Source organism: Flavobacterium aestuarii (assembly GCF_040049115.1).
GTDB lineage: Bacteria > Bacteroidota > Bacteroidia > Flavobacteriales > Flavobacteriaceae > Flavobacterium > Flavobacterium aestuarii.
Map to the genome: position 1 here is coordinate 25398 of NZ_JBDLZZ010000026.1, position 12018 is coordinate 37415.

Below are 12018 nucleotides of genomic sequence, written 5' to 3' on the forward strand. Positions count from 1 at the left end.
TAACTTATGACCCACACATCTCGCAATCTTCAGGGCCAGCATTTTTAGCCAGTTCAATCATTGCTCTGTATTCTTCAGCAGACATTGGAGCATCTACTTCAACCGCTTCAAGAACTCTTGCCTGTGGTTTAGAATCTGGAATGACTTCCTGTTTTTTATCGTTGTTTAATGTAAATTTAATCGCATCTACAGCCGCTTTGGTTCTCAAGTAGTACATTCCTGTTTTCAAACCAGACTGCCAAGCGTAGAAGTGCATTGAAGTCAGTTTTGAATAATTAGCATCCTGCATGAACAGGTTCAAGGATTGTGACTGATCCACGAAATACCCTCTTTGACGAGACATATCGATGATATCTTTCATGGACATTTCCCAAACGGTTTTGTACAGTTCTTTCAAATCCTGCGGGATGATATCAATGTTTTGCACCGATCCGTTGTGACGCATGATTTCCTGTTTCAAGTTCTCATTCCACAATCCTAGTTTTACTAAGTCGTTCAGTAAATGTTTGTTTACCACAATAAATTCTCCTGACAGTACACGTCTTGTATAAATATTTGAAGTATATGGTTCGAATGCTTCGTTATTGCCCAAGATTTGAGAAGTCGAAGCCGTTGGCATAGGCGCAACTAATAATGAGTTACGAACACCGTTTTTCATTACTTCTTTTCTAAGTGAAGCCCAATCCCAACGTCCTGACAATTCTTCGTCTTTTAATCCCCATAAATTATGCTGGAATTCTCCGTTTGACATTGGAGATCCTTTGAAAGTTGAATAGGGTCCTTCTTCGACTGCCATTTCCATCGAGGCTGTACAAGCAGCGAAATAAAGGGTTTCGAATATTTCCTGATTTAAAGTTTTCGCCTCATCACTTGTGAAAGGCATACGCAACATGATAAAAGCATCAGCCAGTCCCTGCACTCCAAGACCAATTGGCCTGTGACGCATATTGGAATTTTCGGCTTCTTTTACAGGATAATAGTTTCTGTCGATTACTCTGTTCAGGTTGCGGGTAACGCGTTTGGTTACATCAAATAACAATTGGTGATTGAATTTTCCGTTTTCAATAAACATAGGCAATGAAATAGAAGCCAGATTACAAACGGCTACTTCATCAGCAGATGTATATTCTAAAATCTCTGTACATAAATTCGAAGAACGAATCGTACCTAAATTTTTCTGATTAGATTTTCTGTTAGCTGCATCTTTGTACAGCATATAAGGCGTTCCAGTCTCAATTTGTGATTCCAGGATTTTCTCCCATAATTCACGTGCTTTGATGGTTTTTCGTCCTTTTCCTCTAAATTCGTAATCAGTATATAAAGCTTCAAATTCTTCTCCATATACATCATACAAGCCCGGACATTCGTTAGGACACATCAAGGTCCAAGTAGAATCCTCCTGAACGCGTTTCATGAATAAATCAGAAGTCCACATCGCAAAGAATAAATCTCTGGCGCGCATTTCTTCTTTACCTGTATTCTTTTTTAAGTCTAAGAAATCAAAAATATCAGCATGCCAAGTTTCTATATAAATTGCAAAACTTCCTTTTCTTTTTCCTCCTCCTTGATCTACATAACGAGCTGTATCGTTGAAGACTCTCAGCATTGGCACAATCCCGTTAGAAGTTCCATTTGTACCGCGGATATAAGAACCCGTTGCACGAACGTTATGAATAGAAAGTCCAACACCTCCTGCTGACTGCGATATTTTTGCGGTTTGTTTTAAAGTATCATAAATACCATCAATACTATCGTCCTGCATTGCCAAAAGGAAACAGGAAGACATCTGCGGTTTTGGCGTACCGGCGTTAAACAAAGTTGGAGTTGCGTGTGTAAAGTACTTTTTAGACATCAAGTCATAAGTTTCCATAACCGATTTTAAATCGTCAAGGTGAATTCCTACTGCAACACGCATCAGCATATGCTGCGGACGCTCAACAATTTTTCCGTTTATTTTCAGCAGATAAGAACGCTCTAAGGTTTTGAAACCAAAATAATCATAATTAAAATCTCTGTTATAAATGATATGTGAATCCAGAAATTCGGAATTTTCCATAATCACTTTGTGCACTTCGGGAGCCAACAAAGGTGATTCCATACCAGTCCTTGGATTAATGTAATGAAACATCTCATTCATCGTTTCCGAGAATGATTTCTTGGTATTGGAATGTAAATTTGATATCGCAATACGAGCAGCCAATTGTGCATAATCTGGGTGAGCGATTGTCATAGAAGCAGCCGTTTCTGCAGCAAGATTATCCAGTTCGGATGTAGAAACTCCATCATACAAACCTTCAATAACACGCATAGCAACCTTAACTGGATCTACCAATTCATTCAAGCCATAACATAACTTTTTAATTCTCTCTGTAATTTTGTCAAACATTACAGGCTCTTTGTGGCCGTCTCTTTTTACTACATACATACTTTATCAAATTTTTAATTAATGAATTGTGAGTTACGAACAGCAGGAATTCATAATTCATTTTTTTTTCTCGGTGTCAATCCATAACTTACTTCGATATTTTGTTTCATCGCATAACATGAAATGAAACAAAACGCCGTTATATGCCCCAAAATGAATTGGGCCAGATTAACTTAGCTTTTAGATTTGGGGAATCTGAAAAAACTATTTAACTATAAATTATTCTTCTATTATTTTCTTTAATTCTTTCAAATACTTATAACGTATTTGTTCATCAAAATTGTATTTTAAAAATCAGCGTCGAAGCTTATTTTTTGGGAATCACCTTCAGAAACTTTAACTCCTGATTTTTGGTATTCGGCAACTTTTTTCTCGAAGAAATTAGTTTTCCCTTGAAGTGAAATCATATCCATAAAATCGAATGGATTAGCAACATTATATTCTCTATCACAACCCAATTCTACCAGCAGCCTATCGGCAACAAATTCAAGATATTGAGTCATCAAGCCAGCATTCATACCTATTAAACTTACTGGAAGTGATTCGGTAATAAATTCTCTTTCTATATTCAAAGCATCAACGATAATGCTTCTAATTCTTTCTTTGGGCACTTTATTCACCAAATGATGGTTATGCAAATGCACTGCAAAATCACAGTGAACTCCTTCGTCACGGGAAATTAATTCGTTTGAAAATGTCAAGCCAGGCATTAATCCACGTTTTTTCAACCAGTAAATAGAACAGAATGCTCCTGAAAAGAAAATTCCTTCTACAGCAGCAAAAGCGATCAGCCTTTCGGCAAAAGAATCCGATTCAATCCATCTTAAAGCCCAGTCTGCTTTTTTTCTGATGGCCGGAAAAACATCCAAAGCATTGAATAATTCTGATTTTTCGTTTTCGTCTTTTACATAGGTATCAATCAGAAGCGAATAAGTTTCACTATGAATATTTTCCATCATGATCTGGAAACCATAGAAAAATTTAGCCTCGGCATATTGCACTTCATTTACAAAATTTTCAGCCAGATTTTCATTTACAATTCCATCTGAAGCCGCAAAAAAGGCCAAAATGTGTTTTATGAAATAACGTTCGTCATCATTCAGCTTATTATTCCAGTCATTTAAATCCTGTGACAAATCAATTTCTTCAGCTGTCCAAAAACTAGCTTCCATCATTTTATATCTTTCCCAAATATCATGGTGCTTAATTGGAAAAATTACGAAGCGATTTTTATTTTCTTGTAAAATTGGCTCTATTTTAGACATGGGATATTGTTGTTTATTTTGATTTTTTTATTGAAAATGGATGCGAAAATCGAATTACAAAGATTGTGAAATAATGCGGTTATTAAAAGTCAAACTTATTCACAATACATCATAGTTTTTAACAAAAAATAAAAATGGGAATATTTTTCATACAAATTATAAATAATTGATTTTCAATGTTTTAAATTTAATAAAATGATGTAAACTCCCATAAAATATAGGAAATTGAAAGAAAAAGGAAGTTTTTTAAGTATAGTTTTTACAGTCCTTTTTTGAGGTCTTCGGCGACTTTTTCGAGCTCCATATACCAGTCATTTCCAAAGCGCCTGATAAGCGCTTCTTTGACAAACTTATAAACGGGAACTTCCAGTGCTGCACCCAGAGAACAGGCATCATCACAGATATCCCATCTATCATAATTAACTGCTGCAAACTCGGTAAAATCTTTAACGCGTATTGGATATAAATGACAGGAAACAGGTTTTTTCCAGTCGATTATTCCCTGATTGTAGGCTTGTTCTATTCCGCAAAGGGCAGTTTTTCCGTCAAAGATAACATAAGCACAATCTTTATTATCAATTAATGGTGTTTCAAGATCACCATCAGTACCATTAACCCAGGTTCCTTGCGCTTCGATAGCCTCAATTCCCTCTTTTCTTAAAAAAGGTTTTACTTTTGGATAAATTTCTTCTAATATCTTCGTTTCTGCCTGACTCAATGGTGCTCCTGCATCGCCATCGACACAGCAGGCCCCTTTACAGGCAGACAGATTACAGACAAATTCTTTTTGGAGTATATCCTCCGAGACGATGGTTTTTCCTAGCTGAAACATTTTGCAAAGGTAACCAAAGATTCAGGAAATAAAAGCTCCCTGACGCAATTACAGCACTAAACTTTGCTAATTAACACATTGCAGCAATTTTACTTACATAAACGGCTGTTAGAAATCTGGGAACAGGACAAAAAAGTGATGATTTAGCAACAAAACACTTAAAATGAAAAAACATATGTATTTTTGACGAACTAAATAATAGGACAGCCTGTTATTCATTAAAAACAAACAGTATGATGGATTTCAATATCAAAGAAATAATAACAGTAGGAATGGTTCTTTTTGCCGTAATTGATATAGTGGGTTCTATACCTATTATTGTAGGACTGAGAGCTAAGCATGGCCATATCGAATCCGAGAAAGCGGCACTTGTTGCGGGACTGATTATGATACTATTTTTATTTATAGGTGAAGAATTTCTGGGCCTCATAGGAATTGATGTGCACTCATTTGCAGTTGCCGGATCCTTTGTTTTATTCTTTCTGGCTTTGGAAATGATTTTAGGAATCCGTATTTATCGAGATGAAGAAGCAAGTTCTGCCTCAATCGTTCCATTGGCATTTCCGCTTATTGCTGGTGCAGGTACAATGACTACTTTGCTCTCTTTGCGTTCACAGTTTCACACCCTTAATATTATTATAGCCATTATACTCAACATTATACTCGTTTATATTGTTTTGAAGTCATCTGGCAAAATCGAAAAAATGCTAGGAAAAAACGGACTAGGCGTAATCAGGAAGACTTTTGGCGTTGTACTTTTGGCAATTGCTGTTAAATTATTCGCTGCGAATGTTAAAGGTTTGTTTCTCTAAAAAAAAATTATATAAATTTACCCCCTAATATCTTTTCTGGTAAAGATTGCACTATATGTTTAAATATTTAATGACATTTATGAATTAAAACTTTACCGGTAAAAACAAAAAAATAATTTATGAAAATTTTCACTAACATCTTAGTGCTTTTGGCCATTTCACTTCTTGTTTTCAATATTACTTTGATTGATTTTCAAAATCCATTCGAAGGAGATAGTGTGATAGCACTTGTTGGCGTAGTTGCTTCATTCTGCGCAGTGCTGATTCTTCTGATTTTTAGAATGTCAAAAAAAATAGTTGAAAAAATGAACGATAACGCATAACCGTGTTTGATGTATTGATTATAGGCGGAGGCGTTTCAGGAGTATCATGTGCAATGGTACTGGGCTCAGCCAGAAAAAAAGCATTTGTTGCCGATAAACAAATTGGTGTTTTTACCCATCAAAAAAGTTCTGCACTTCAGGAAGCACTCTTCAACAATGCTTATGGAATTCCATCGGGTAAATTGGGATCGGAATTATTAACTGAAAGTATTGAGCAATTATCCAATACTTATCCGCATATTACTCAAATACCTGAGGAGAAAGTATTAAAAATACAAGGTCAGTACCCAGAATTCACTGTTATTACCAACAAAAATTCATACAAAACCCGCAATGTTGTCATTGCAATTGGTTCTGCCAATACATTTGCGATTGAAGGCCTGATGCAGTATATAGAACCACATAAAAAAGCACTTCCGGAAAAACAAAGAATTCAGCTTAAAAACATAGATCATAAAGTCGCCGAAGGCATTTATGTTATTGGAACCCTTGCCGGCTGGAGAAGCCAATTGGCTATCGCTGCGGGAAGCGGCGCCGCTGTTGCTACCGATTTACTTACACTTTGGAATGACGGTGTTCAGACGCATTCGCATGATAGTATTCGATAAATCAAATTACTTAACCGAAACAAACTCTTTTACTTTGATGTGATTTTCAGTTTCGGTTTTCCAGATTTCTCCCTTTACCGAAACTTCGTCTCCTTCTTTCAGCTGCTTGTAATTTTGCGGTCCTCCAACATTTACAATACTGATTAAAGCCAAATAAACTTCATTTTTAGCCGTATTGATTTTAGCCGTATATCCGTCTTTTCCAAATTGAACGGATTCAACTTTTCCAGTAATTGTATTTTTATCTTTCATACAGGCACAGGAAACTACAAAAGCCAAAAGCATTAAAATTGTCAAGAATCTAATTATATTTTTCATGTCTGTTTATTTTTAAAGTGTGATACAGCTTCCGGCAATCACTTTTAAACCATCATTAAATTGCTTCCAAACCCTGATATATCTATAATTCCCATCTAATGGAGATTCATCATAAGTTCCTTTAAGCAAAACAGTAACACAAACAATAGCCGAATCACCAATTATATTGACAAGCTCATTTGAAGCTTCAAGCAAATCAATTTTCATCTTCCCCGACCGATAGGCCTGTATATCTATAGCCTTTGTAACTGTCTGTCCATTGGGCAGATTAAAAAGCAGATCATCATGCAATAATCTTTCTAAAACCGGAATATCAGCATTTTTAATAGCTGCAAACAGTTCTTTCTCAATATTATTAATTATTGTTTGATCCATTTTTTAAGACATACTATTTCTGGTTCAGAACTGCTTTTATCATTACATCGTCTTTCAAAATCATGTCGTAGTAATAGTTATCACCATACAATTGACGGGCAAATTCGGCATTTACATATCTTTTTACCAAAACTTTGTAATTAGCCAGATTGATCTCTAATCCATTTTTGGAAAGATATTTTTGAAAAGCATTGAAATACAAATCGGCTGAATTGATTTTAGACTGAAATTCACCGAAGGTCAGTTTTGCAAAAGCATTTCTGTTTTTATCCAATTGTTCAAAAACAAAGTGGCCAACAATTCCGGACTGCAGTAAATAGGAAACGTTTTCTGTTCCGTGTTCCGCTTCCAATGGTACAAAAACATCAGGAACAATGCCTCCTCCACCGTAAACAATTTTACCTTTTGGGGTTTTAAACTTAAGAGAATCAACCACTTTTATACTGTCCTTTTTATAGAGTTCCCCGTGCAGAAAACGCGAATCCGATTCTTTAAAATATTCCTCATTTCCTTTGGAGTAAGGCTTTTGGATAGACCTTCCGGTTGGCGTATAATATCTGGCAATTGTTAACCTAACTGCTGAACCGTCATTAAAATCCATTTCGCGCTGTACCAGTCCTTTCCCGAACGAACGGCGTCCTACAATCGTTCCGCGGTCATTGTCCTGAATAGCTCCTGCCAGAATCTCACTCGCCGAAGCACTGTTTTCATTAATTAAAACATACACTTTGCCTGTTTCAAAACTGCCTTTTTCAGTCGCATACATTTTTTCGGTTGCTTCTTTTTTGCTTTTAGTAAAAACAATCAGCGTTTTATCCTTCAAAAATTCATCGGCAATGGCAATAGCCTCTTCCATATACCCGCCACCATTATCTCGGACATCAATTACAAGAGATTTTATCCCTTGCTTTTTTAAATTGGCAAGAGCTTTAACAAATTCATCATAGGTAGTTCCCGCAAAACGGTTAATTTTAATATAGCCTGTAGAAGCATTCAAACGCAAGGCTATATCGACACTTTTCAATGGAATGACATCACGTTTTATCGAGACTTTTAATTTTTTGTGTTCGGATTTGCGATAGACTGTCAGATCTATCTGAGAGCCGACTTCACCTTTTAGAGCGGCAAACAAGCTGTCATTAGGCAATTTTCGTCCGAATAACTTAGTTTTATCTGCAAATAAAATACGGTCTCCTGCTTTGATTCCTGCTTTGTCCGAAGGTCCATTTTTTACAGGAGCTATAACCGCAACAGAATCCTTGAACATGTAAAAATTTATTCCGATTCCTACAAAATCCCCTTTCATGCTTTCGGCAACTTCTGCTTGCTGCTGTGGTGATATATATACCGAATGCGGATCCAGCTTTGCCAGAATATTGTCGACCGTAAGACTTACTATCGAATCGGTATTGACATCATCGACATATTCATTATCAATAAAATCAATTAACTTATTAAGCTTTTCCTTAGTATTTTTTTTGGCAATAAAAGATTTGGAAGGTGGCGAACCAGACAGACTGCCAATAAAAATTCCAAGGGCGAAAATGCCACCAATTACCATGGGCAGATATTTATTATCCAATTTCATTCTATTCGTCTTCTAATACTGGAATATGCTCCACTTCTATTCCAGCCTTTATTAAAAATTGCAATCCAGAATCATCACGATAGCCATGGTGATAAACCACTCTTTTTATCCCCGATTGATGAATCAGCTTACTGCATTCCTTGCACGGTGAAAGTGTAATATATAGAGTTGCGCCTTCGCAGGATTGAGTAGATCTTGCAACTTTCAATATCGCATTGGCCTCAGCATGCAGCACATCCCAACGTGTCAAGCCATCTTCATCTTCGCAGCAGTTTTCGAACCCAGATGGCGTGCCATTGTAGCCGTCAGATATAATCATCCGGTCTTTTACTATGATTGCTCCAACCTGTTTTCTTTTACAGTAAGACAACAAACCCCATTCTGTTGCAATTCTAAGATACGCTTTATCGTATTTATTCAATTTAATTTTCTCCATACAATCTTTATCATTTCCAGATTTCGCTCTCCAAAATCATTGGCAAGACCACTCCAATTATAAATGCCGACATTACCAGCGCCCAATCTCTTTTTGAAAAACGAAAAACGGTCTGCACAATATACGACAATATCAAAACTACAATAACTACAGTAATCTGCGCTGCTTCTATTCCTAATGCAAATTCACAGATAGGCAAAAATTTTGAAGACACACTACCGCCCAATATCGTTTTAAAATAATTTGAAAAACCCAATCCGTGAATAATACCAAAGAATAAAGTGATGATAAAAACCAGATTAACGCTTCCATTTTTGCTTGTTTTTCCAGCCGTAAATAAATTATAAAAAGCGGTTATCAAAATGGTAATTGGTATCAGCAGTTCGACCACATTTACCTTGACAGCGATAATTCCAAAAACAGAAAGAAAAAGTGCTGCTGTATGGCCTAAAGTAAAAATAGTTACTAAAAGCAGAATCCTTTTCCAATCGTTAAAGGAAAAAGGTACAGACAAAGCAATTAAAAACAAAACATGGTCATAAGCATGTATATCCAACACATGTTTTAAACCTATCTGAAAGTAAATTAAGAATTCTGACATTGATAAAAAGTAATTAATATTGATTTGGGAACGTAAACTTACGATTAATTTTGAAAATGGAATATGTGAAACCGATCATATTAAAAACGAACAAAAAGTAAAATTAGTACTAAAAAATTAACTAACTTTATATCAAACCTTAAACATAAACATTATGCCTTTTTCAGACTTATTCAACAGCGAGAACATTCAAAAAAACAGAGGCCATTTTTCAGCTATTGTCCGCGTAGCTCATGCTGACGGCAATATTACTGAAAAAGAGCAGAATTTTTTGGATAAATTAGCGGTAGCACTTCAAATTTCTAAAGAAGAGTACGACGAAATTTTACAAGACCCCTCAAAATACCCAATCAACGCTCCCTACTTATATATTGAAAGGCTGGAAGCTCTTTATAAGCTGGCAAGAATTGTACATCGTGACCATCAACTGGGCGACTTGCAGGAACATTTATTGATCAAATTTGCATTAGCCTTGGGTTTTACACCAGGAAATGTAAATTACATAGTGGACAAAGCCTTAAAATTAGTAGACATGGCAGTAGATGAAGAAACTTTCCTGTATGAAATGAAAAATATGTATAAATAATAATTGCAAATTGAAAATTACGAATTACAGTATACTATCAGGTAAGAGTTACACTTTTCCGTTATATGCGTATTCGTAATTTTCAATTCGTAAACTGCTCATTAATATTTACTCAATTTTGCTTTATGCATAAACTCTTCGGCTTTTTTAACCATGTTTAAGCTGCCGCAAAAGAAAGGCACTCTCTGATGCAGTTCTACAGGCTGGATTTCCATAATCCGGTCAAAACCATCTGAAGCTTTTCCTCCTGCCTGCTCAACAATAAAAGCCATTGGATTGCATTCGTACAGCAGACGTAATTTTCCTTTTGGAGCTTTTGTACTTGTGGGATAGATATAAATCCCGCCCTTAATCATATTTCGATGAATGTCCGAAACTAAGCTTCCGATGTATCTTGAAGTGTAAGGGCGATCCTCCTCTTCCAGCTGGCAATATTTGATATAATCCTTTACCCCTTGCGGGAAATGAACATAATTCCCTTCATTGATCGAATATATATTTCCATCTTCAGAAAACTTCATATTAGGATGCGAAAGATAAAAAGTCCCTATAGCAGGATTCAACGTAAATCCATTCACACCATATCCTGTGGTATACACCAGCATAGTCGAAGTTCCATAAATAACATAACCTGCGGCAACCTGGGCAGTTCCTGGCTGCAGAAAATCCTCTAGTGTAACAGGAGTTCCTATAGGCGTGACTCTTCTGTACACTGAAAAAATAGTCCCGACAGAAACATTCACATCAATATTGGACGAACCGTCCAGAGGATCCATCAAAATCACATATTTATTATTATTACTGTTATCACTTCCTTTAACTGTAATAAAATCATCGTTTTCTTCGGAAGCTATACCACAGACAATTTCACGGTTAATCAAGGTCTGGATAAAAACTTCATTGGCATATACATCTAATTTCTGCTGGTCTTCGCCTTGAATATTTTGTTCGCCCGCGGCACCAACAATATCGACCAATCCTGCTTTATTAACCTTGTAATTGACTACCTTTGCCGCCAGCCGAATTGAGTTAATAATCCTGGATAATTCACCCGATGAATATTGAAAAGCTTTTTGATTCTCAATAATAAATTCTCCTAATGTTTTATTGTTTTCTTCCATTACGAAATCGATGTAGTTAATTTGAAGTCACAAATATCGTTTTTTTTGTGATAATGAAAAGAATAATACTTAGATAGTTTATCAGTATTGTATATTTGCTACATATTTCATAAAAACTGCTTCCTAATTGACTGTTTTTTAATATAATTGCAGTATAATAATACGAAAACATGAAAATACGCAAAGGACGAAAAGAAGACATGAAAGGTGTTCTGTCCCTGATTCAGGAATTGGCGATATTTGAAAAAGAGCCAGATGCGGTCTTAATAACGGCGGATGATCTTGTTAGAGATGGTTTTGGCGACAAACCGCTATTTGAAGTTTTTGTTGCCGAAGTCGAAAACGAAATTGCCGGCATTGCCTTATATTACAATCGCTATTCGACCTGGAAAGGAAAAACAATACATCTTGAGGATTTAGTTGTAAAGGAAAGCATGCGAGGAACAGGATTAGGTTATGCGCTGTATTCGGAAGTTATTAAGCAAGGACTAAAAGACAAAGTGCGGCGAATTGAATGGAACGTGTTAGACTGGAATACTCCAGCTGTTGATTTTTATGAAAAATCGGGGGCCAAAATATTAAACGATTGGCGCGTAGTTCAAATGGACGAAGCTGCTATCAATAATTTTGTAGAAAATAAATTAAAATAAATAATTCAAGTTGCTAGTTAGAAAATATAAAAAGTAAGCATCAAAAGTGAGAAATTTGGTTTACGACAACTAAACACT

At 35.9% G+C, this 12018-nt stretch carries 14 protein-coding genes; 5 read left to right on the top strand and 9 right to left on the bottom strand.

What is annotated here, in order from left to right; translation table 11 throughout:
• Window positions 1-4 precede the first annotated feature (4 nt).
• From ABEG11_RS18150 to ABEG11_RS18160, 3 genes are all read right to left on the bottom strand, one after another.
• Window positions 5-2425, bottom strand: coding sequence for a ribonucleoside-diphosphate reductase subunit alpha (locus ABEG11_RS18150; RefSeq protein ID WP_348825604.1), 2421 nt, complete (start codon window positions 2423-2425; stop codon window positions 5-7).
• A gap of 287 nt (window positions 2426-2712) precedes the next feature.
• A complete protein-coding gene (locus tag ABEG11_RS18155; RefSeq protein WP_348825605.1) occupies window positions 2713-3690 on the bottom strand; it encodes a ribonucleotide-diphosphate reductase subunit beta in 978 nt (325 codons plus the stop codon).
• Between the two features lie 259 nt (window positions 3691-3949).
• A complete protein-coding gene (locus ABEG11_RS18160; RefSeq protein WP_348825606.1) occupies window positions 3950-4522 on the bottom strand; it encodes a DUF3109 family protein in 573 nt (190 codons plus the stop codon).
• A gap of 233 nt (window positions 4523-4755) precedes the next feature.
• On the opposite strand from ABEG11_RS18160, the gene ABEG11_RS18165 reads away from it, so the two are divergent.
• The 3 genes from ABEG11_RS18165 to ABEG11_RS18175 all read left to right on the top strand — a co-directional run bounded on the left by ABEG11_RS18165 (window position 4756) and on the right by ABEG11_RS18175 (window position 6265).
• Window positions 4756-5334, top strand: a complete 579-nt coding sequence (locus tag ABEG11_RS18165) for a MarC family protein (RefSeq protein ID WP_100842390.1) — start codon at window positions 4756-4758, stop codon at window positions 5332-5334.
• Window positions 5335-5453: 119 nt separating this feature from the next.
• Window positions 5454-5657, top strand: a complete 204-nt coding sequence (locus tag ABEG11_RS18170) for a hypothetical protein (RefSeq protein WP_348825607.1) — start codon at window positions 5454-5456, stop codon at window positions 5655-5657.
• A 2-nt stretch (window positions 5658-5659) separates the two neighbouring features.
• Window positions 5660-6265, top strand: a complete 606-nt coding sequence (locus ABEG11_RS18175; RefSeq protein WP_348825608.1) for an FAD-dependent oxidoreductase — start codon at window positions 5660-5662, stop codon at window positions 6263-6265.
• Window positions 6266-6271: 6 nt separating this feature from the next.
• Here ABEG11_RS18175 and ABEG11_RS18180 read toward each other — a convergent pair whose 3' ends face one another.
• From ABEG11_RS18180 to ABEG11_RS18200, 5 genes are read right to left on the bottom strand one after another with little or no spacing between them, the layout of a single operon-like run.
• The gene (locus ABEG11_RS18180) at window positions 6272-6583 is read right to left on the bottom strand and encodes a hypothetical protein (protein ID WP_348825609.1); all 312 of its coding nucleotides are present in this window, start codon (window positions 6581-6583) and stop codon (window positions 6272-6274) included.
• Window positions 6584-6595: 12 nt separating this feature from the next.
• Window positions 6596-6958: a nuclear transport factor 2 family protein gene (locus ABEG11_RS18185; protein ID WP_348825610.1), complete on the bottom strand. Its 363-nt coding sequence runs from the start codon at window positions 6956-6958 to the stop codon at window positions 6596-6598.
• A 13-nt stretch (window positions 6959-6971) separates the two neighbouring features.
• Window positions 6972-8546 (bottom strand): S41 family peptidase, encoded by a 1575-nt coding sequence (locus ABEG11_RS18190; protein WP_348825611.1) that lies wholly within the window; start codon window positions 8544-8546, stop codon window positions 6972-6974.
• A 1-nt stretch (window position 8547) separates the two neighbouring features.
• Entirely contained in the window at window positions 8548-8982 is a 435-nt protein-coding gene (locus ABEG11_RS18195) for a deoxycytidylate deaminase (protein ID WP_348825612.1), read from the bottom strand.
• A 10-nt stretch (window positions 8983-8992) separates the two neighbouring features.
• Window positions 8993-9583, bottom strand: a complete 591-nt coding sequence (locus ABEG11_RS18200; RefSeq protein WP_348825613.1) for a HupE/UreJ family protein — start codon at window positions 9581-9583, stop codon at window positions 8993-8995.
• 154 nt (window positions 9584-9737) lie between these two features.
• On the opposite strand from ABEG11_RS18200, the gene ABEG11_RS18205 reads away from it, so the two are divergent.
• Entirely contained in the window at window positions 9738-10169 is a 432-nt protein-coding gene (locus ABEG11_RS18205) for a TerB family tellurite resistance protein (RefSeq protein ID WP_348825614.1), read from the top strand.
• Window positions 10170-10270: 101 nt separating this feature from the next.
• Here ABEG11_RS18205 and fbp read toward each other — a convergent pair whose 3' ends face one another.
• Window positions 10271-11290, bottom strand: coding sequence for a class 1 fructose-bisphosphatase (fbp, locus tag ABEG11_RS18210; RefSeq protein WP_348825615.1), 1020 nt, complete (start codon window positions 11288-11290; stop codon window positions 10271-10273).
• Between the two features lie 170 nt (window positions 11291-11460).
• Between fbp and ABEG11_RS18215 the strand changes: the two genes are divergently transcribed.
• Window positions 11461-11940 carry a GNAT family N-acetyltransferase gene (locus tag ABEG11_RS18215; protein ID WP_348825616.1) on the top strand — a complete coding sequence of 160 codons (480 nt, stop codon included), beginning with the start codon at window positions 11461-11463 and terminating at the stop codon, window positions 11938-11940.
• Window positions 11941-12018 lie beyond the last annotated feature (78 nt).

What these genes read in the sequence shown, in the direction of transcription:
- ABEG11_RS18190 (WP_348825611.1), bottom strand. Translation starts at nt 8,546, where the DNA reads ATGAAATTGGATAATAAATATCTGCCCATGGTAATTGGTGGCATTTTC.
- ABEG11_RS18200 (WP_348825613.1), bottom strand. Translation starts at nt 9,583, where the DNA reads ATGTCAGAATTCTTAATTTACTTTCAGATAGGTTTAAAACATGTGTTG.
- ABEG11_RS18160 (WP_348825606.1), bottom strand. Translation starts at nt 4,522, where the DNA reads ATGTTTCAGCTAGGAAAAACCATCGTCTCGGAGGATATACTCCAAAAA.
- ABEG11_RS18215 (WP_348825616.1), top strand. Translation starts at nt 11,461, where the DNA reads ATGAAAATACGCAAAGGACGAAAAGAAGACATGAAAGGTGTTCTGTCC.
- ABEG11_RS18150 (WP_348825604.1), bottom strand. Translation starts at nt 2,425, where the DNA reads ATGTATGTAGTAAAAAGAGACGGCCACAAAGAGCCTGTAATGTTTGAC.
- fbp (WP_348825615.1), bottom strand. Translation starts at nt 11,290, where the DNA reads ATGGAAGAAAACAATAAAACATTAGGAGAATTTATTATTGAGAATCAA.
- ABEG11_RS18170 (WP_348825607.1), top strand. Translation starts at nt 5,454, where the DNA reads ATGAAAATTTTCACTAACATCTTAGTGCTTTTGGCCATTTCACTTCTT.
- ABEG11_RS18155 (WP_348825605.1), bottom strand. Translation starts at nt 3,690, where the DNA reads ATGTCTAAAATAGAGCCAATTTTACAAGAAAATAAAAATCGCTTCGTA.
- ABEG11_RS18165 (WP_100842390.1), top strand. Translation starts at nt 4,756, where the DNA reads ATGATGGATTTCAATATCAAAGAAATAATAACAGTAGGAATGGTTCTT.
- ABEG11_RS18195 (WP_348825612.1), bottom strand. Translation starts at nt 8,982, where the DNA reads ATGGAGAAAATTAAATTGAATAAATACGATAAAGCGTATCTTAGAATT.
- ABEG11_RS18185 (WP_348825610.1), bottom strand. Translation starts at nt 6,958, where the DNA reads ATGGATCAAACAATAATTAATAATATTGAGAAAGAACTGTTTGCAGCT.
- ABEG11_RS18205 (WP_348825614.1), top strand. Translation starts at nt 9,738, where the DNA reads ATGCCTTTTTCAGACTTATTCAACAGCGAGAACATTCAAAAAAACAGA.
- ABEG11_RS18180 (WP_348825609.1), bottom strand. Translation starts at nt 6,583, where the DNA reads ATGAAAAATATAATTAGATTCTTGACAATTTTAATGCTTTTGGCTTTT.